The organism is Rhodococcus sp. CH91, assembly GCF_022554085.1.
Lineage (GTDB): Bacteria > Actinomycetota > Actinomycetes > Mycobacteriales > Mycobacteriaceae > Rhodococcus.
In genome coordinates, this window is record NZ_JAKFYR010000012.1 from 80,816 (window position 1) to 100,957 (window position 20,142).

Sequence of the window (20,142 nt, forward strand, 5' to 3'; positions counted from 1 at the left end):
AGGGCGGGCGCGATACCGGATCGCGCCCGCCCTTTCCGTTCTCCGGAGTCCGGATCAGGACACGCGGCGCAGCAGCGCGGCGAGCGCCTGTCCGCCTCCGATGCACATCGTGACGACGCCGAGCTCGAGGTCGCGGCGGACGAGATCCTTGGCGACACGCAGCGTCAGGATCGCACCGGTCGCGCCGACGGGGTGGCCGAGCGCGATGGCACCGCCGTAGGGATTGGTCTTCTCCGGATCGAGCTTCACGTCGCGTGCCACGGCGACGGCCTGCGAGGCGAAGGCCTCGTTGAGCTCGACGGTGTCGATGTCTGCCGGCGACAGGCCGTTCTGTTCGAACAGCTTCACCAGGGCCAGCGTGGGTGCGTAGCCCATGAGGTCAGGTTCCATCGCCGCCGTGACGACGGATTCGAGCACGACGGAGCTGTCGAGACCGCGCTCACGCGCCACCGATTCGCCGGCGAGCACGAGCGCCGCGGCGCCGTCGTTGATGCCCGAGGCGTTGCCGGCGGTGACGGTGCCGTCCTTGACGAAGGCGGCACGCAGCTTGCCGAGGACCTCGAGGGTGGTGTCGGGCTTGGGATGCTCGTCCTCGGTGACGGTGAACGGTTTACGCCCACCCACCTCGACGGGCGTGATCTCCTCGGCGAACACGGCCTTCGCGGCATCGGTCGCGGCGCGGCGCTGGGATTCGAGGGCGAACTCGTCCTGCTGCTCGCGGCTGACGCCGTACTCGCGTGCGACGTTCTCGGCGGTCACGCCCATGTGCTTGCCGCTGAACGGGTCGGTGAGCATGCCGACGGTGCCGTCGACGAGCTCGCGATTGCCGAGCTTGTAGCCGCTGCGGGCACCGAAGTCGTAGAAGGGCATGCGCGACATGCTCTCGTCGCCACCGGCAACGGTGATCCGGGCGGCGCCCCAGCGGATTTCCTGGGCAGCGGACCACACCGCCTGCAGGCCGGAGCCGCAGAGCCGATTGACGGTCAGCGCCGGGGTGGAGACGGGCAGCCCGGCCGCGAGCGTCACGCGACGCGCGTTGTAGGCGTCGGCGCCGACCTGGCCGATGCAGCCCATGACGACCTCGTCGATGTCCTCACGTGCGACGCCGGCGCGCTCGAGCGCAGCCCGGACGGCCGTGGCACCGAGTTCGTGCGCGGGTACGTCCTTCAGTGTGCCGCCGAAACTTCCGACGGGAGTACGAGCGCCGTCGACGATGACGATGCGTTCCGGAGTGGTCATTTCTCGTCCAATCTGGTCGAACACCTGGGGTCCACGCGACGGCACCTGCCGAGTGCACGTCGTTTCGGGGAGAGCAACCACCCCGACATGTCTTCCTCGATGCTACGGCACCGAGTGCCGCGTCTTCGTCGGCACGAAGCCCTCTTCGCAGAGAGGTTCGGAAATGTCATTCTATCCCATCGGATACAGCATTCTCGTCCCCGTTCCGGTCGCCTGGATTCCCGTTCAGGAGACGGGTCGCCGCTGCGGGTGTGCCGAGTTCCCGGCGGCGCCGGGCATCCTCGACGTAGTCCTCCAGGAAGTGGAAGAGGTCCGTCGGGTCCACGGCGAACTTCCTGGAGTCCACCTCGATTCGAGGCGTCGGCGGCAGGCCCTCGAAGCGGAACAGGCGGGTCGTGCGTCGCCGCGCCCACGCAGCGGACTCGTCACCTTCGATCCAGATCTCGGGAAATCCGCGGTCGACCGCTCGCACCCCGCGCACCGAGATCCACGGCAGATACGACTCGACGAACCAGCTCCGCAATCTGATTCCGTCGGGTCCGAGAATCAGCGAACCTGCGCGGATGCGCCCCAGTGCCACCTCCACCAGGAAGGCCAGGCATCCACCGGCGACCAGCGCCAGACCCACCGCCACGGCAGGGACTCCCGAGTTCCCGAGCAGGATCTCCACGGCGGCGCCGAGCGACAGGAACGTTCCGCACGCCATCATCGTCACCAGCAGTCCGAAGACGAGGCCTCGTCCCCCGATCTCGGTGACGCCGCCGCCGGCCCGTTCGACGTATCTCACCCGGGTCCTACGTCTTCCGGGCCACCAATAGGCCGCCCCGAAGGCGGCCGTGAACAGCATCAGCACTGCCAGGATCGAGAAGAATCGGTCCTCACCCGTGGAATCGCTGCGCCACACGCCCGACCCCTGCGCGGCAGCGAACACCCCCACGGTCACAGCTGTACCGGCCGCCGCACACACCTGGACATTCCATGTGCGGTTCGGCCGGTCCGCGCCGGGCGTCGCGTCCTCGGTGTCGCGCCTGCCCCACGGGACAACAGTTCGTCGCATCGGTCTCCCCTCCCGGTGTGCCGGGGAGCCCCGACGCTCCCGGGCGTGCCGGTCGGCCGGAACGCTACCTCGAGCGGCCCGTCCGGTGCGGAGCCCGCAGCAGGCGCAGGCAGCGGCACCGCGAGTTGGCACAGAGCGCTGTGACCATTACCATACGCATCGATCAAATAGACGTTATTCCAGGTCACGGCCGTTTTCGAAGGGGTAGGACGAGCATGCGGGCGGTCGATGAGAATATTTCCCTACGTGTCGGTAACACCTACAGTTCGGAACGCGACACAATCTGTGACGATTCAGACGAGACCGGAGGAGTCTGCATGACTGTCCAGCTTGATTCGCCCGGCATCGCGTCCGTCGGCGAAGCTTCGGCGGCCGAGGCAGAACTCGAACAGCTGTACGAGAAGGTCAAGGAACTCGACGCCCAGCTGCTCGAAGTGATCAAGAAGCGTTCGGAGCTGGTTCGGCGTATCGGAGCCACGGCGAAGGGCACGGACGCGAGCCGCGAGGCGCAGGCCGAAGAGATGGCCGTACTCGGACGGTTCGACGAACTGGGCAGCGACGGCAGCAGTCTCGCGATGACCCTGCTGCGGCTCGGACGTACCCGCCAGGCCTGATACAGCCACCGACGGCCCCCGCACACGTGCGGGGGCCGTCGTCGTCTGTCGGCACCGGGACGAAACGTCCCGCCTCAGCGCAGGACGGACTTGATCTCGAGGAACTCTTCGAGGCCGAATACACCTGCTTCGCGACCGATACCCGACTGCTTGTACCCACCGAAGGGCGCGTCGGTGTTGAAGGCTCCGCCGTTGATGTAGACCTGGCCGGTACGCATGCGTCGGGCCACGGCCTCGGCGCGCGCGGGGTCGGCCGACCATACGCCACCGGACAGGCCGTAGTCACTGTCGTTGGCGATGCGCACGGCGTCGTCCTCGTCCTGGTAGCCCATGATCGACAGCACCGGCCCGAAGATCTCCTCACGCGCGATCGTCATCTCCGGGGTGACGTTCGTGAAGACCGTGGGGCCGACGAAGTAGCCCTTCTCGAACCCGGTGCGGCGGCCGTCGAGCACGAGTTCGGCGCCTTCCTCCACTCCCTTGTCGATGTACGACTTCACCCGGCCCTGCTGCGCGCCGCTGACCAGAGGACCGAGCTTCGACGACGGATCGTTCGGCAGACCGACCGTGTACGCCTGCGCGACCTGCTCGGCGATGGCAGCGGCCTCCGGCAGACGCTCGGCCGGGACCAGCATGCGCGTCAGCGCGGTGCACGTCTGACCGGAATTGAGGAAGCACTTGCCGACGCCCTCGGTCACCGCGGCCGCGAGATCCGCGTCGTCGAGAATGATGTTGGCCGACTTGCCGCCGAGTTCGAGCGCGACCTTCTTCACGGTCTCCGCGGCGACCACCGCGACCCGCTTGCCGGCGCGCGTGGATCCGGTGAACGAGACCATGTCGACATCCGGGTGGGCCGCGACGGCCTCGCCCACGACGGGTCCGTAACCGCTGACGACGTTGAGCACGCCCGGCGGCAGCCCGGCCTCGTCCACGATGTCGATGAGCGCGTAGGTCACCAGCGGCGCGACTTCGGTGGGCTTGAGCACCACGGTGCACCCCGCCGCGAGGGCGGCGAACACCTTCAGCACCACCTGGTGCAGCGGGTAGTTCCAGGGAGTGATCGCCCCCACGACCCCGATCGGCTCGCGGACGACCAGGGCGTTGCCGATCTCCTGGCCGTCGAAGTCGTACGTGCCGGCCAGCGACGCGTAGGCCGCGATGTTCTTCAACGGCATCCCGATCTGGATGACGCGTGCGAAGTGCGCGGGCATCCCCATGTCCTGCGAGACGACCGCCGTGAGTTCGTCGGCCCGCTCGTTCGCGAGGGCCGAGACCTTTTCGAGGTAGGCGGCGCGCGCGGCACCGCTGAGCGCGGACCAGGCGGGAAAGGCGGTCTTCGCCGCGGCGACCGCGCGGTCGACATCGGAGGCGACCCCTTCGGCCACCACGGCGATGACCTCCTCGGTCGCCGGGTTCACGACCTCGATCCGGCCGGTGCCGTCGGAATCGACCCATTGCCCGTCGATGTAGATCTTCGCGCGGTCGAGAATGTCCGTCATCTCGGTCTCCCTGCTCGTAGAACACCCTTGCGCGCGAGAGTAACGAAGACCACACCTCGATGACGCGTCGACTCCCGGTGAGCTGTGATCCACACCGCCGTCACCGGAGTTAACACGTGCGCTACACTTGCCCTTGCTGCTCGCGCGCTCCACCGTCGCAACGCACGGCGCATTCGGACAAAGACGTCTGCATTCATCACCACCGTCTCCGGCACACGTCTATGCGCCCACAGGAGCTGCGCTTTCCCACGCGTTCCCCCTTCGCATCGTCACTGCCGGCCGACGCCGACTTCGATGCCCGAGGAGGACGTCCGTGACGCACGCCAGTGACACCGGCCTGTACGACATCACGCTGGACAAGAGCAGTTGTGGTGTCGGTTTCATCACCCGCAAGGACGGGGTGCAGACCCACGACGTGCTCACCCGCGGCCACGAAGCACTGTGCGTCGTGCCGCACCGTGGCGGCATGTCCGCCGAGGGCGTCGGCGACGGAGCCGGCATCAACGTGGATCTGTCCGTCGCCTTCTTCTCGGAGATCACCGGAACGACCTTGCAGGCAGGGACCTTCGGTGTCGGCAACTTCTTCCTCCCCGACGAGCCCGCGGCACACGCCGAGGCCGGGGAACTCGTCTCGTCGGCACTTCGACGGGCCGGCGTCACCGTGCTCGCGGTGCGCGATGTGCCCGTCGACGACAGCGTGTTGCGTTCCGCCGCACTGAAATACCAGCTGCCGATCCGGCAGTGGATCTTCACGCGGCCGGACTCGTGCGAGTCCGTCGACGAATTCGACCGCCTCCTGCACGAGGTGCTCCTCGAGGTCGAGGCCCGCGCCTACACCGAACCCGCTCTCGGAGGGCTCTACCCCCTCTCCCTCAGCGCACGCACTCAGGTTCTCAAGAACCGCTTGAACTCTCACGAGGTCATCCCTTATTTCCGCGACCTCACCGATCCTCGGCACGCGGTGCATACGCTGTTCTTCCACACCCGCTTCTCGACGAACACCGACCCACACCCGACGATGGCCCAGCCGTTCCGCCTCATGGCGCACAACGGTGAGCTCAACACCGATCGCAAGAACCGGTTGTTCGAAGGCGCTCTCGCCCGGGCGATGGGCCGCGACATCATCCGCCCGCCGGGACAGTCCGACAGCTGCCGATTCGACCAGACCCTCGCCGCGCGCATCGCCCACAACGACCTCGACCTGGTCACCGCCGTCGTGCAGATGATGCCGCCGGCCTGGGAGAACGACACCGAACTGTCGCCGCAGGTCCGCGCCATGCTCGAGTTCTTCTCGCTGTACGAGGAGAAGAACGACGGCCCCGCGGCCCTGATCTTCGGCAACGGCACCGTCGTCGGCGCCCGCCTCGACCGCCTCGGCCTGCGTCCGTTGCGCACCGTGGAGACCGAGGAGTATCTCGCCGTCACCTCCGAGGCCGGCCAGTTCGACTTCGCCCCCGAGACAGTGTTACGCCGCGGGCGCATCGAGGCCGGCGGCATGCTGTACTTCGATCACCGCACGCGACGCTCCTACCGGACCGACGAGGCGCTGGAACTCCTTGCTGCCCAGCGCGATTACGCATCGCTCGTCGACGAGGCCCGTCGCGATCTCGATGCGCTGCCCGAGGTTCCCGCCGAACAGGCCGGATCCCCGCTGCGCTACAACGGAGATCTCGGGCGCTACCAGCGCTACGTGTCCTACAGCATCAACCAGGAGTCCTTCCGGTTCATGCTCGATCCGATGCTCGCCTCCGGCCAGGAGCGCATCTCCGCGATGGGCTACGGCAATGCCATCAACGCCCTGTCGGATCAGGAAGGCGGTGTGGCCAAGTACTTCTCGCAGCGTTTCGCTCAGGTCACCAACCCGTCGCTGGATTCGATCCGCGAGGCCGACGGCATGACCTTGCGCGTCGCACTCGGCGCACGCCCCGGCAGCGGAGCTCCCACCTCCTCGGCGACCCAGATCGTGGTACCCACACCGATCCTCACGCATCTCGACATGCTGCGTATCCGCGAGCAGGCCGACACACCGGTTCGCCGCTTCGAGATGCTGTACTCCCCCGTCTTCGACGATCCGAAGGCCAACGCGGCCGCACTCGCAGCCGCGATCGACGGCGTGGCCGAGAGCATCGCCGGTTTCGCCCGCGAGCCGGGGGGCATCGCCGTGCTCACCGACCGGCACGTGTCCACCGACCGTGCCGGGTTGCCGATGGTGCTCACCGTCGCCGCGGTCAATCAGCGGCTGATCGACGAGGGACTGCGCCTGCGCGTGTCCGTCATCGTCGAATCCGGACAGCTGTTCTCGTCGCACCACATCGCCGCGACCCTCGGTTTCGGTGCTGCCGCGGTGTATCCGCTCACGGTGCAGATGCGCGCCGAGGAGAAGTTCGGTGACGACGCCGACACCGCATTCCTGAAGTTCCGCAAGGCGGCCGAGAAGTCGCTCATGAAGACGATGGGGCGCGTCGGCCTGTGCACCGTCGAGTCCTACATCGGCGGTGAGTTCTTCGAGCCGAGCTATCTCGACACGAGCGACGAGGTACTCGCACGCTGGTTCCCCAACGTGAAGTCGCCGGTCGGTGGTGTCGGTTTCGAGACGGTCGCGCAGGCCGTCGCCGACTGGCACCGTCGCGCCCTGACCGTCGAGACGGAGAAGGACGTCCCGCTGCTCGGCCTGTTCAAGGAGCGTGCCGAGGGTGCCGGGCACTCGTTCGGCACGACCGCGGTGCGCGGCTTCGTCGACATGACCGAAGAGCCCGTCACGCTGCCGGCCGGGCGGGAGGCCGAGCCCGATCTGACCGATGCCCTGCGCCTGCTGCCGCTGCACCGGCTGTCCGACGCACACGGCCTCGACGACGCGGCCTACCGCTACGGCGGATTCCGCGCGCTCACACCCGGGGAGATCGACTCCTTCGAGATCACGCCGGGCTACCGAGCCTTCGCCCGCACCATCGCCGACGAGCGTGCGCAGCGCCCTGCCGCTCTGCGTGACGTGCTGGCGTTGCCCGCCGATGTCACCTACGCCGTCACCGCAGAGGACTTCACCAAGGAGATGGGTCGCTTCGCGCGGTTCGGCAACAACTCGATGCTCGTGCGAGGGGTCTCCGCCGCGCGGGTCGGTGAGAGCGAGTTCGTCCTGCGGCTGACCGGTCCGCTCGCGGACGATCACCGTCGGCCCGACGCGCTCGCGGCGTCGCTCGTCGCGCGTTTCGGCGACGCGGTGGTCTCCTACCGCTGCTACGGCGACACCCTGACCGTGCACGCGATCGGTCACGCCGCGCAGTATCTCCAGCAGGTCCGGCAGGCTCCGCTGAGCGTGCGCCTCGACCAGGTGCAGCCGGCCCACGAGATCACCCCGGCGCTGGCGTCCGGTGCGATGAGCCACGGTGCGCTCAACTCCAATGCGCACGAGGCGGTCGCCCACGGCACGAACATGGTCGGCGGCATGTCGAACTGCGGCGAGGGCGGAGAGCACATCTCCCGCTACGGCACGATCCGCGGGTCGCGCATCAAGCAGTTCGCCTCGGGCCGCTTCGGTGTGTGGGCGGGTTACCTCGCCGATCCGATGCTCGAGGAGATCGAGATCAAGATCGCGCAGGGCGCCAAGCCCGGCGAGGGCGGTCAGCTGCCCGCCAAGAAGGTCACCGTGGAGATCGCCGCCGCGCGCGGTGCGACCCCCGGCGTCGAACTGGTCTCGCCGCCGCCCCACCACGACACCTATTCGATCGAGGACCTCGCCCAGCTCATCCACGACGCCAAGGCGGCGCGGGTGCGGGTGATCGTCAAGCTCGTCTCGTCCGAGGGCATCGGCACGATCGCGGTGGGTGTCGCAAAAGCGGGTGCCGATGTCATCAACGTCGCCGGCAACACCGGCGGCACGGGCGCAGCCTCGGTGACCTCGCTCAAGTACGCGGGCCGCTCCGCCGAGATCGGCGTGGCCGAGGTCCACCAGGCCCTGACGGCCAACGGGCTGCGTGAGAAGGTCGTGTTGCGCTGTTCGGGCGCACACCAGACGGCCTCGGACGTCATCGTCTCCGCGCTGCTCGGCGCCGACAGCTTCGAGTTCGGCACCACCGCGCTGATGATGCTCGGTTGTGTCATGGCCAAGAACTGCAACGTCAAGTGCCCCGCCGGCCTGACCACGAATCCCGAAGTGTTCGACGGTGATCCTCGGGCGATGGCGCAATATCTCCTCAACATCGCGCACGAAACTCGTGAGCTGCTCGCCCGCCTCGGTCTGCGGTCGCTGCGCGATGCGCGCGGTCGCGCCGACCTGCTGCACCTGCTCGACCATCCGTCGAGCGTCGGACGGCTGGACCTGCGCGCGATGCTCGCGGTGCTGCCCGAGGTGCACATCGACAACCCCGTCTACATGGAGAAGGACTACTCACGCGACGACGAGTGGGTGCTCCGGCTCCGCGAGGCCCTGGTCGACGCGCGGGAACTCACCGTCTCGCTCGGGAACGGTGTGCGCCTGACGAACAACGACAAGAGTGTCGGCGCGCAGCTCGCGATCGACATCGAACGCATGCTCAACCACGAACAGCTCGGTGAGCTGCCCTCCGCGCTCACCGACGAGCGGGGACGCCGCTGGCTGCGCGACGGCACCGTCACGATCACCACCTCCGGCTCGGCCGGCCTGTCCTTCGGGGCGTTCTGCAACGACGGCATGCACATCGAGCACACCGGTACCGCCAACGACGGCGTCGGCAAGGGCCAGTGCGGCGGGCAGATCGTGCTGCGTTCGCCCGGCGGCGGAAGCGACCGCAGGGGTGGCAACGTCCTCATCGGCAACTTCGCGCTCTTCGGTGCGACCGGTGGACGTCTGTTCGTCGAGGGCGAGGCCGGCGACCGGTTCGCGGTGCGCAATTCCGGTGCCATGGCGGTCGTCGAGGGTGTCGGCGAGTTCGCCTGCGAGTACATGACCAACGGTGCGGTGCTCAACATCGGCGAGTTCGGCAAGGGCTTCGGCAACGGCATGTCGGGTGGATTCGTCTACCAGTACGACCCCGAGGGTCTGCTCCCCCGTAAGGCCAGCGCCGACTCGATCGTGCTCGGCTCGATCACCGGCGACGATCCGCAGGCCGCGATCCACAACGCCGCGGTGTTGCGGTTGCTGCACCTGCACGTCGAGGCGACCGGTTCGGCGAAAGCCCGGTTCCTGCTGGACAACTGGCAGGTCGAGCAGCATCACTTCGCGTACGGCATGCCGCGTGCGCTGCTGCAGTACCAGGACGCCGACGAGATCCTCGCCGCGGCCTCCCGCAAGGACCTCGCCTCCGAGGTGGCCTCCGCGCTCGTCGGCCATCAGGTGCGCAAGTTCAAGGAGAGCTACCGCTCCGGTGCGCCCGTCGCAGGTGGGGTGACCCCCGGTGGCGCCGACACCGAGGCGATGTACGCGCTGCTCAACAACTACACGGTGCTCGCCGCTGCGCAGGAGATGGCGCTGCAGAAGGTCCCCGGGGCCACCGACGTCTCCGATCCCGCGGTGCAGAAGGCTGCCCGCAACCTGCTGCTCACCGAGGACTTCTTCCTCGTCGCCAAACTCGAGCGGTACGCCCTCGCCGCGATCGCCGATCACACCGACGAGCAGCTCGCGGCGCTGGTCGCCGACAAGCGCCTGAACGACTACAAACAGGCCCTGGCCCTGCGCAACGTCCGCTCGGTCGATGCGCCCGGTACCTACGGCTGGATCCTCTTGCAGAGCCGCAAGAATCTCGACGCCGCAGGTCGCCTGCCCGGTTACGAAGAACTGTTCGCGCGCAACGCCGTGCCGAGCGTTCTCGCGTCCACGATGGGAGCCTCCGCGTGACCACCACCAGCCCGTTCATTCCCCTCGATGCTCCGTTCACCGCGGATCAGCGGTCGTGGCTCTCCGGCTTCGTCGCCGGGATGCAGACCCGCCTGTTCTCCGGTGGTCCCGCCGACGATGCCGGGACCACCGGTTCGGCACCCGCTCTGCACGTGCTGTACGGCTCGCAGACCGGCAATGCCGAAGCCGTGGCCGAGGATGCTGCCGCCGCGGCCCGCGCCCAGGGTTTCGCACCGGTCGTGTGCGCCCTCGACGACATGGACCTCGACCGGTTCGCCGGCCTGGGTCAGGTCCTGATCGTCACGTCCACCTACGGCGAGGGCGAGATGCCCGACAACGCCGAGTTGTTCTGGGAAGCCCTGTCGGCCGAGGGCGCCCCGCGCCTCGAGAGCATGCACTTCGCGGTGCTCGCCCTCGGCGACACCGGCTACGACGGTTTCTGCCAAGCCGGCAAGCTCATCGACATGCGCCTCGAGCAGCTCGGTGCGCAGCGCATCGTGCCGCGGGTGGACTGCGATGTCGAGTTCGAGGAGCTCGCCGCGGCGTGGATCGCCGAAACGCTGCCGCTCGTCGCCGCGGTCGAGGGGATCGTGGGCGACGGCACTCCCGCCCCGCCCGCACCGGCGGCACCGGCCCGGGCGAAGTCGCAGTGGACCCGCAAGAATCCCTACCCCGCGACCCTGACATCGAACGTCCTGCTGTCCGGCGAGCATTCGGCCAAGGAGATCCGCCACTACGAATTCGCGCTGGCGGATTCCGGTCTCGAATACGAGGCCGGTGATGCACTGAACGTCGTGCCCGTCAACGACTCCGAACTCGTCGAGGCGATCCTCACCCGGCTGGGTCTCGACGGCGCGGTGGTACCCGAGGGGCACGACGAGACCCTCGGGCACCTGCTCACCTACAACTACGAGATCACCGCGCCGTCCGTCGACCTGCTCGAGGAGATCGAGAAGCACACGGGCAACGAGGAACTCACCTACGTGCTGCGACACGGAGACAAGGCCGCGCTCGACGAATGGTTGTGGGGCCGCGACATTCTCGATGTGCTGCTGCTCGATCCCGCACCCGAACTGTCGGCCGAGCAGTTCCTCGCGCTGCTGCGTCCGCTCCAGCACCGCGCCTACTCGATCTCGTCGAGCCCGAAGGCGTGCGAGGGTTCCGTGCACCTGACGGTCGCGGCGGTGCGCTACGGCACCGACGGTCGCGAGCGGCGAGGTGTGTGCTCGACCTTCCTCGCCGATCGCGTGGGCGAGAGCACGGTCGGGATCTTCGTGTCGAAGAACAAGGCCTTCCGCGTCCCCGCCGACGACACCGCACCGATGATCATGGTGGGCCCCGGCACGGGCATCGCGCCGTTCCGGGGGTTCCTGCAGGAACGCAGCGCCCGCGGGGCGACGGGCAGGAACTGGCTGTTCTTCGGCGACCAGAAGCGCAGTTGCGACTTCATCTACGAGAACGAACTGGCCGAGTTCGTCGACTCGGGTGTGCTCACCCGTCTCGACCTGGCGTTCTCCCGCGACCAGTCGGAGAAGATCTACGTCCAGACCCGGATGAAGGAGAACGGCGCGGAACTGTTCGCCTGGCTCGAGGACGGCGGCCACTTCTACATCTGCGGCGACGCCTCGCGAATGGCGAAGGACGTCGACCGCGCGTTGCACGAGATCGTCGCCGAGCACGGCGGACTGAACGAGGATGGGGCCGCCGAGTACGTCACCGCACTCAAGCGCGAGAAGCGGTACGTACGCGACGTGTACTGATCGAGGCGCCGGGGCGGGCGTCCCCGGCGCTCGCGCGCGTCGAGCGCCGCGGCCGAATTCGATGATCTTGAAACGGAATTCACGCTGATCCGGCCTCCCGAATACTGCGTGACTGTTCAGACGATCAGGTAGTGTGCCGGACAAGCACTCCACGTCGAAGGGTAGTCCCCGTGGACGTTTCGGCAATGCACATGAGTGACGGCCTCATCGATATCCCCGCGTCGGTGGTCCTGTTCGTGATCGCCGCGGCCGGACTGGCTGTGGCTCTGCCCCGCGCCCGGAGAGAACTCGACGATCGCACCGCGCCCCTGGCCGGCCTCGTCGCCGCGTTCGTCTTCGCCCTCCAGATGATCAACTTCCCGGTCCTGCCCGGTGTCAGCGGCCATGTCCTCGGCGGAGCGCTCGCCGCCATCCTGGTCGGCCCGGCGACAGCGGTGATCTGCCTGACGGTCGTGCTCGTCGTGCAGGCACTTCTGTTCGCGGACGGCGGCCTGAGTGCGCTCGGCGCCAACATCACCAATCTGGCACTCGTGGGCGTCGCGGCAGGTTACGGCATCGCAGTGGCACTGCGACCCGTGCTGCGGCGCTATCGGGGTCTCGCTCCGCTCGGGGCCGTCTCGTTCGTGGCGGCCGCAGGCGCGACGGTCGTGGCGGCGAGTGCCTTCCTCGTCGAGTACGCACTGGGCGGCACGGCCGGCTCGCTCGGCACCATCGCCCCGTTCATGCTCGGAGTCCACCTCCTCATCGGTATCGGCGAAGGCGTGATCACCGCGGCCACGGTGATGGCGGTGGCCCGGGCACGCCCCGACCTCGTCTTCCTCCTCCGTCCACTGCGGCAGACCGAGCCGAGCACGATATGAGAACGTCCAGAATCCTCGTCGTCCTGGGGATCGCGGTCCTGCTGATCGCGGGCCTGATGTCCTATCTCGCGGATCCGGACCCGGACGGACTCGAAGCGGCGACCACCCGCGGATGCGAGGTCGTGCAGAACGAGGGAGAGGACGTCATAGCCGGGGACTGCCCCGCTGCCGTCGCGGAGGACCACGCGTTCGCCACGAGCCCGCTGGCCGACTACAGCGTCGGCGACCGTGACGGATCGACCGGCATCGCCGGTGTGGTCGGCGCCCTCATGACCCTGGCGGTCGCGATCGGAATGTTCCGGTTGCTCGCGCGGCGCCGGCGGGCACCGACCCGCGACCCGGCACCCGAGGAGGGCGGACCGTGAGCGCGGTCCTCGAGCAGGTCTCGGCCCCGGCACGGCTTCCCGCCCGCAGGCTTCCCGCCGAGGTGAAGATCGTGGCGGCGATCGCCTTCACGTTCGCGGTGGTGGCCACCCCTCGCGAGGTGCTCTGGGCATTCGCGCTCTACTTCTCGATCGTCGTCGCGGTCTGTGCTGCCGCACGGATCCGGTTGTCGTGGCTCCTGCCCCGGCTGTCGATCGAGGTGCCCTTCGTCGCGCTCGCGGTGCTCCTGCCGTTCGCCGAGTCCGGATCGCGGGTGGAGGTGCTCGGACTGTCGCTGTCGGTTCCCGGCCTGTACGCGGCGTGGGGAATCCTGGTCAAGGGCACCCTCGGCGTCCTGGCCTCCCTGGTGCTGGCCGCCACCACGCCGGTACAGGATCTTCCCGGTGGCCTCACGAGACTGCGCGTGCCGTCGCTGGTCACCACGGTGGTCCTGCTCATGCTCCGCTACGTGGGGCTGCTCACCGACGAGGCGAGACGCATGGATGTCGCGCGTCGCTCACGGGGTGACGATCCGAGGATGCTGTCGAGGATCGGAGCGACCGCGCGCGGGGTGGGGGTGCTGTTCGTCCGAGCCTACGAACGAGGTGAACGGGTCCACTCGGCGATGCTCTCGCGAGGGTTCACCGGCTCCGTGCCCACCACGGGCGCTGCGGCCGGCGCGACCGCCTGGATGCAAGGACTGACCCCTGCCGTGCTCGCCGCCGCGGTGTGCGCCGCTGCGTGGAGCACGGTATGAGCGGTCCTGCGAGCGTCGAACTCTCCGCGGTGCGGTACGTCTACCCCGACGGCCGGCATGCGCTGCGCGGAATCGACCTGCACGTGCCTGCCGGTGAGCGCGTGGCGGTCCTGGGCCCGAACGGTTCCGGGAAGACCACCTTGATGCTGCACCTGAACGGGGTGCTCTCCCCCACCTCCGGCAGTGTGCGGATCGACGGCACCGTCGTCGACCGGAGCACCGTGCGGGAGATCCGCAGCCGGGTCGGGCTCGTCTTCCAGGATCCGGACGACCAACTGTTCATGCCCACCGTGACGCAGGATGTCGCGTTCGGTCCCGCGAATTTCGGGGTGTCCGAACCGGAACTCGGCCACCGGGTGCGTTCCGCGCTCGACGCCGTGGCGATGACCGAACACGCCGACCGCACGACCATGCACCTGTCGGCCGGACAACGCCGACGCGTGGCTCTGGCCACGGCCCTGTCGTGTCTTCCCGGTGTACTCGTCCTCGACGAACCGTCCAACGACCTCGACCCCGTCTCGCGACGGGAACTCGCGGAGGTGCTGTTGCGGCTCACCGCCACGATGCTGGTGGTGACCCACGACCTGCCGTACGCCGCCCAGTTGTGTTCCCGGGCGGTGATCCTCGACGAGGGCCGGGTGGTCGCGGACGGTCCGATCTCCACGATCCTGGCGGACTCCGAGTTGCTCGCCCGGCACCGACTCGAATTGCCGTGGGGCTTCACCCCGGCGTCCACGACACCCCGGTGAGGGTCGTGTCGCCGGTTCGGTTTCAGTCCGGCGACTTCACCTGCGAATGAGAGTGGCCTGCGTGTTCGTGTGTCGCGCCGATGGAATGCAGGAGTTCGTGCACGGTCGCGTCGGCCAGCCGGTAACGCACCATGCGGCCTTCCCGTTCCGCCGTCACCCATCCGCGGCCCCGTAGCAGACGCAGCGCGTGGGAGACGGCGGTGCCGGTCATACCGAGCGCAATAGCGAGGTCCGTGACGCAGATGCCCGGAGCGTGATGCAGGCACAGCAGCAGCCGTAGCCGGTTCACGTCGGAGAGCAACTCGAATCGATCCGCCCATCGATCGATATCCGGTGTCCGGAGCGCGAGTGTCGCTCGGCGTACACCTTCGGAATCGAATTCCGCGTCACCGGTCATGCCACGAGTGTACGAACAACACGCCCTGTGCCGACGGATCATTCACTAGACTGTGGACCTGCCCCGTACCCCCGGACGGGCACAGTCGAGGAGCAGGTCGATGGCCGATCGCACCGCAGCACGCAGCCGACAGGCACCCACCGCAGACAGTCCCGACCGGATCCGCAACGTCGCACTCGTGGGCTCCGGCGGTGCCGGCAAGACCACCCTGGCCGAGTCCCTGGCGGTCGCCGCCGGCGCGGTGGGCCGGGCAGGCAGGGTCGCCGACGGTACGACGGTGTCCGACTACGAGGAGATCGAACAGAGCCATCACCGTTCGGTACAGCTCGCCGTGGTGCCCGTCGAATGGAAGGGCGTGAAGATCAATATCGTCGACACCCCCGGGCATCCCGATTTCGACGCGGAGGTCCGCGCCGGACTCCACGCCGCCGACGCCGCGGTCTTCGTCGTCTCCGCCACCGACCCCATCACCGCGGCGACGCGCGCGCTGTGGCGTGAGTGCGACGAGGAGAACATCCCCCGGGCGATCGTGGTGAACAAGCTCGACATCGCACGGCGCAGTTACGACGAGATGCTCACCGAATGCCACGACGCCTTCGGTCTCGGCCCCGACACGCTGCGGGCCCTGTTCTATCCCGTCTACGACGGCGACCGTCCCGTCGGTTCGATGGGCCTGCTCACCGGTCGCCACTACGGCGAGCCGGGACCGTCCCCGGTGTCGGCACAGGCACGGGAGAGCCTCGTCGAAGCGATCTCGGGTCAGGACGACACGCTCATGGAACGGTTCGTCGCGGGCGAGCAACTCGACCCCGAATCCCTGGAGGAAGGACTCACCCGGGAGATCCTCGCGTGCACCCTGCACCCGGCCGTACCCGCGGACGAGACCGGCATCGGCGCCGTCGAACTGCTCGAGCTGATCACCACCGGTTTTCCGGCGCCGACGCACCGTCTGCGCGGGGCACCGCCGTGCGACCCGGAGGGGCCGCTCGCGGGGCAGGTCGTGCGCGTCGCCGGCGACTCCTATGTCGGCCGGATCAGCCTGGTGCGGATGTACTCGGGCACCCTCCGCCCCGACACGGTCGTCGCGCTGACCGGCGGCGACCGCGACAGCCGTGAACGCATCCCCGCCTTGACCAGCCCGTTCGGCAAGCAACAACGGCCTGTGGGAGAAGCTGTCGCGGGAGACCTCGTGTCGGTCGGGAAGCTGGCCACCGCTCAGCCCGGCGACGTGCTGCACGACCCGGACCATCCGGTCTCCCTCGATGCATGGCCGACCCCGGCACCGCTGCTTCCCGTTGCGATCGAAGGGCATACACGCACCGACGACGACAAGCTGTCGCAGGCCCTGTCCCGGCTGGAAGCGGAGGATCCGGCGCTGCGCGTCGAGCAGAATCCCGACACGCACCAGCTCGTGCTGTGGTGCACCGGCGAGGCGCACGCCGAACTGGTCCTCGAACGATTGCGTACACGGCACGGAGTGCAGGTCGATCCCGTCGAACACCGCGTGCCGCTGCGCGAGACCTTCGCCGCCCCGGCGAAGGGGCACGGCCGGCTCGTCAAACAGTCGGGCGGACACGGACAGTACGCCGTCGTGGACGTCGAGGTCGAACCGCTTCCGGTGGGCAGTGGTGTCGTCTTCACCGAGAAGGTCGTCGGCGGTGCGGTGCCGCGTCAGTTCATCCCGTCGGTCGAGAAGGGCGTCCACGCCCAGGCCGGGAAGGGCGTGAAGACGGGATATCCGCTCGTCGACGTGCAGGTCACACTGGTCGACGGGAAGGCCCACTCGGTGGATTCCTCCGATGCCGCCTTCCAGGCCGCGGCCGGGCTCGCCCTGCGGGATGCCGCCGCACACAGCACCGTGCGCGTCCTCGAACCCGTCGCGGCCGTGCGGGTGATCGTGCCCGAGGAGTTCCTCGGCGCGGTTCTGGGCGATCTGTCCGCGAGACGCGGCAGGGTACTCGGCACCGAATCGCCGGAGCCGGGAATCGCGCTGTTGCGAGCGGAAGTCCCCGAACTCGAACTCGGGCGGTATCCGGTGGAGTTGCGGTCTATCACGCAGGGCACCGCCGAGTTCGCCCGCGGCTATCTCCGGCACGAGCCCATGCCCGAGGCTCTCGCCGCCCGCTACGCGGAGACGAACTAGTTCCTGTGTCAGCATGCAGGCATGAGCGTTCTCCTGTGCTTCCACGCGCATCCCGACGACGAGGTCTTCCTCACCGGCGGCGTGATGCGCCGGGCAGCCGATGCAGGGCACCGTGTCGTGCTCGTCGTCGCCACCGACGGTGCCCGCGGTGAATGCCCGGACGGGTTGCTCGCCCCCGGTGAATCCCTCGCCGCGCGACGACGGAAGGAACTCGAGCATTCCGCGGGGGTGCTGGGTGCTTCGAGGGTGGTCACCCTCGGCTACGGCGATTCGGGCATGGCCGGCACCTCCGGCAACCACGATCCGGCGGCGTTCGCGAACGCCGACCAGGCCGAGGCGGGTGCGCGACTGGCCGCCGTGATCGAGCAGGAGCGCGCCGACGTGATCACGATCTACGACGCGCACGGTGGTTACGGCCATCCCGACCACATCCAGGTCCACCGGGTCGGGGTGCACGCCGAACGAGCGACCGGGCACGACGCCGTCTACGAGGCCTCCCCGAACCGGGACCACCTCGTCCGGTTGTTCGCGGCGCTGCCGGAGGCCCCGGACGTGCGTCCGCCGGACCTCGAGACCTTCGGGCTGCCGGAGTCGGAACTGACCACCGCAGTGGATGTCTCGGCGGCGCTGGGCGCCAAGCGCGCGGCGATGATCGGCTACGAGTCGCAGATCGGTGATTTCGGTCCGATGCTGGCCATGCCCGGAGAACAACTGCAGGCCGCCTTCGGAACCGAGTGGTTCCGAAGGCGCGGCGGTGCACCCGGCCTCGAGGAGACCGCACTTCCGCTCCGAGCTACCGGGACGAACTGAGCGAACCTCAGGTGTCCCGCTCGACTTCCTCGAGCCTGCCGGTGGCCACGTCGAAGACGAACCCCCGCAGCGAGGTGGTCGCGGTGACGAACGGACTGGCCTCGACGCGTCGTAGCGACTGGCGTACGTCCGCAGCGGGGTCACGGAAGGAGTCCGGTGCCCACGGCGGACGGATACCGGTGTCCTCCTCGACCGCACGGGTGAATTCGTCGTCGGTGAACGTGAGCATCCCGCAGTCGGTGTGGTGGATCAGCACGATCTCGGTGGTGCCGAGCAGCCGCTGGCTGATCGTCAGCGAGCGGATCACATCGTCGGTCACGGCGCCGCCCGCATTGCGGATCACGTGCGCCTGGCCCTCCTCGATTCCGAGCGCCCGGTACACGTCGAGGCGGGCATCCATGCAGGCCACGATCGCGATGTGCTTGCTCGGGGGCAACGGCAGCGGACCGGAGAAACCGGCCGCGTACGCCTCGTTGTTGCGGAGGAAATCATCGGTGACGGTCACCCTCGTCCCCTTCGTCGTCGGACACGCCGCCTCGATGATCGCGCGGATCGCCCTCCCCGTACAGGGTGATGCTCGAGGCGAGCGGAAACGTCGGGGCCGCGGGACGGCCTGCGGGGTGGCCCGGTCGCCGTTTGACCGCTCCGGAGCCCGGGTAACGCTCACCTGCACCTACGAACGAAGGACGGATGTCGAATGGACAACGCTCCCAAGCGCGGCTCCGGTCGCCCCGAGGACAACGACGACCTCACAGGTCAGAAGATCAAGAACCTCGTCGACAAGCTCGAACAGAAGGTCGAGAACGAGCGCGAGCAGGAGGGTGCCCCCGGCAGCATTTCCGACCGGGTGAGAACCGAGAAGGTCGAGCCCGACGATCAGGCCCCGGAATGAGTGGCCGTCAGCCGTAGATCCGGCCGTAGAGTTCGCGGATCTCGTCGGCGGTGGGCACCCTCGGGTTGTTGTTCGGAGATCCCGACGCGAGGGCCTGCTCCGCCATGACGGCGATTCGCTCGTCCCATACCCGCCTGTCGATGCCGTACGACTTCGGTGTCGGCACCTCGACATCCCTGCACAATTCGGTCAGCGCGGTGACCAGATCGGCGGCAGCCGTCGCGTCGGAGGCCTCCGCGGTGGCCGCGCCGAGGGCACGGGAACAGTCCGCATAGCGAGATTCGGCGGCTCTCACCGAGAATTCGGTGACCGCCGGGAACAGCATCGCGTTCGACAATCCGTGCGCGACGTGGAAGTGCGCTCCGATCGGCCTGCTCATGCCGTGTACGAGCGCGACGCTGGAATTGGAGAACGCGATGCCGGCCTGCGTGGCCGCGAGCATCATCTGTTCGCGTGCCTCGAGGTCCTGCCCGTCGGCATAGACGCGGCGGAGTACCCGCCCGATCGTGCCGATCGCGACGAGCGCGAGGCTGTCGGAGAACGGGTTCGCTTTCCTGCTGACGTAGGCCTCGACGGCGTGGGTGAGCGCATCGACCCCGGTGTCCGCGGTCAGCCGCGGCGGCATCGTCACGGTGAGCCGGTAGTCCACGATCGCCGCGATCGGCAGGAAGGCGAGACCCGGGCACAGCATCTTCTCGTCGGTGTCGCTGTCACTGATGACCGTGAACTGTGTTGCTTCCGAACCGCTTCCTGCCGTGGTGGGTACGGCGATCACCGGTAATGCCGGGCCGGTGTTGTCGCGCGGCGCCTTGTAGTCGCGCATGTGCCCGCCCTGGAGGGCGAGCAGGCCCAGTGCCTTCGCCGTGTCCATCGGACTTCCCCCGCCGAAGCCGATCACGCAGTCGGCGTCGTGCTCGGCGACGGCCGCGATCCCGGCCTCGAGCGATGCCGTGGTGGGATCGGGAACGGTGTCGGCGAAGACCGCGGGTTCGAGTCCGGCAGCGCCGAGCTGCGCAACCATCCGCTCCACTGCCCCGGTCCCGACGAGGAACCGGTCGGTCACCACGAGGGGCCGTGCGAGTCCGAGACCGGCGACCACCTCACCGATCTCGTCGACGGCGCCCCCGCCGATGCGCATGATGCGTGGAAGTGCGATGGATGCAGCCACGTCCGGTCCCTTCTCGAATATCCGG

Annotated in this window: 16 protein-coding genes; 10 read left to right on the plus strand and 6 right to left on the minus strand. The window is 68.4% G+C overall.

The features are described from left to right. Window positions 1-54: 54 nt before the first annotated feature. Together MOM01_RS19995 and MOM01_RS20000 are read right to left on the minus strand one after the other, a co-directional pair. A complete protein-coding gene (locus MOM01_RS19995; protein ID WP_241387184.1) occupies window positions 55-1,239 on the minus strand; it encodes a thiolase family protein in 1,185 nt (394 codons plus the stop codon). A gap of 166 nt (window positions 1,240-1,405) precedes the next feature. Continuing rightward, a complete protein-coding gene (locus MOM01_RS20000; protein WP_241387185.1) occupies window positions 1,406-2,296 on the minus strand; it encodes a hypothetical protein in 891 nt (296 codons plus the stop codon). Between the two features lie 317 nt (window positions 2,297-2,613). Between MOM01_RS20000 and MOM01_RS20005 the strand changes: the two genes are divergently transcribed. Then, the gene (locus MOM01_RS20005; RefSeq protein ID WP_241387186.1) at window positions 2,614-2,910 is read left to right on the plus strand and encodes a chorismate mutase; all 297 of its coding nucleotides are present in this window, start codon (window positions 2,614-2,616) and stop codon (window positions 2,908-2,910) included. A 74-nt stretch (window positions 2,911-2,984) separates the two neighbouring features. Here the strand turns inward: MOM01_RS20005 and MOM01_RS20010 are convergent, their stop codons facing one another. Then, window positions 2,985-4,409, minus strand: coding sequence for an aldehyde dehydrogenase family protein (locus MOM01_RS20010; protein ID WP_241387187.1), 1,425 nt, complete (start codon window positions 4,407-4,409; stop codon window positions 2,985-2,987). A gap of 313 nt (window positions 4,410-4,722) precedes the next feature. Here MOM01_RS20010 and MOM01_RS20015 point away from each other — a divergent pair, with 313 nt between their 5' ends. The 6 genes from MOM01_RS20015 (at window position 4,723) to MOM01_RS20040 (ending at window position 14,707) form a co-directional block, all read left to right on the plus strand. Beyond that, complete coding sequence (locus tag MOM01_RS20015; RefSeq protein ID WP_241387188.1) at window positions 4,723-10,218, plus strand: glutamate synthase-related protein; 5,496 nt, start codon at window positions 4,723-4,725, stop codon at window positions 10,216-10,218. Further along, complete coding sequence (locus MOM01_RS20020; protein ID WP_241387189.1) at window positions 10,215-11,978, plus strand: sulfite reductase subunit alpha; 1,764 nt, start codon at window positions 10,215-10,217, stop codon at window positions 11,976-11,978. Before MOM01_RS20015 ends, MOM01_RS20020 begins: the two co-directional genes overlap by 4 nt. A gap of 185 nt (window positions 11,979-12,163) precedes the next feature. Continuing rightward, a complete protein-coding gene (locus MOM01_RS20025) occupies window positions 12,164-12,838 on the plus strand; it encodes an energy-coupling factor ABC transporter permease (protein ID WP_241387228.1) in 675 nt (224 codons plus the stop codon). Then, on the plus strand, window positions 12,835-13,203 hold the full coding sequence (locus MOM01_RS20030) for a PDGLE domain-containing protein (RefSeq protein ID WP_241387190.1): 369 nt from the start codon (window positions 12,835-12,837) through the stop codon (window positions 13,201-13,203). Before MOM01_RS20025 ends, MOM01_RS20030 begins: the two co-directional genes overlap by 4 nt. Further along, on the plus strand, window positions 13,200-13,958 hold the full coding sequence (gene cbiQ, locus MOM01_RS20035; RefSeq protein WP_241387191.1) for a cobalt ECF transporter T component CbiQ: 759 nt from the start codon (window positions 13,200-13,202) through the stop codon (window positions 13,956-13,958). Before MOM01_RS20030 ends, cbiQ begins: the two co-directional genes overlap by 4 nt. Further along, entirely contained in the window at window positions 13,955-14,707 is a 753-nt protein-coding gene (locus tag MOM01_RS20040; RefSeq protein WP_241387192.1) for an energy-coupling factor ABC transporter ATP-binding protein, read from the plus strand. Before cbiQ ends, MOM01_RS20040 begins: the two co-directional genes overlap by 4 nt. Window positions 14,708-14,729: 22 nt before the next feature. Here MOM01_RS20040 and MOM01_RS20045 read toward each other — a convergent pair whose 3' ends face one another. Next, complete coding sequence (locus tag MOM01_RS20045; protein ID WP_241387193.1) at window positions 14,730-15,104, minus strand: ArsR/SmtB family transcription factor; 375 nt, start codon at window positions 15,102-15,104, stop codon at window positions 14,730-14,732. 100 nt (window positions 15,105-15,204) lie between these two features. On the opposite strand from MOM01_RS20045, the gene MOM01_RS20050 reads away from it, so the two are divergent. Both MOM01_RS20050 and MOM01_RS20055 read left to right on the plus strand, forming a co-directional pair. Next, entirely contained in the window at window positions 15,205-17,247 is a 2,043-nt protein-coding gene (locus tag MOM01_RS20050; RefSeq protein ID WP_241387194.1) for an elongation factor G-like protein EF-G2, read from the plus strand. 21 nt (window positions 17,248-17,268) lie between these two features. Beyond that, window positions 17,269-18,057 carry a PIG-L family deacetylase gene (locus tag MOM01_RS20055; protein ID WP_241387195.1) on the plus strand — a complete coding sequence of 263 codons (789 nt, stop codon included), beginning with the start codon at window positions 17,269-17,271 and terminating at the stop codon, window positions 18,055-18,057. 7 nt (window positions 18,058-18,064) lie between these two features. Here the strand turns inward: MOM01_RS20055 and MOM01_RS20060 are convergent, their stop codons facing one another. Further along, a complete protein-coding gene (locus tag MOM01_RS20060; protein WP_241387196.1) occupies window positions 18,065-18,562 on the minus strand; it encodes a beta-class carbonic anhydrase in 498 nt (165 codons plus the stop codon). Window positions 18,563-18,754: 192 nt separating this feature from the next. Between MOM01_RS20060 and MOM01_RS20065 the strand changes: the two genes are divergently transcribed. Then, window positions 18,755-18,949, plus strand: a complete 195-nt coding sequence (locus MOM01_RS20065; RefSeq protein WP_241387197.1) for a hypothetical protein — start codon at window positions 18,755-18,757, stop codon at window positions 18,947-18,949. A 7-nt stretch (window positions 18,950-18,956) separates the two neighbouring features. Here the strand turns inward: MOM01_RS20065 and MOM01_RS20070 are convergent, their stop codons facing one another. Further along, complete coding sequence (locus tag MOM01_RS20070) at window positions 18,957-20,117, minus strand: iron-containing alcohol dehydrogenase (RefSeq protein ID WP_241387198.1); 1,161 nt, start codon at window positions 20,115-20,117, stop codon at window positions 18,957-18,959. Between the last annotated feature and the right edge of the window lie 25 nt (window positions 20,118-20,142).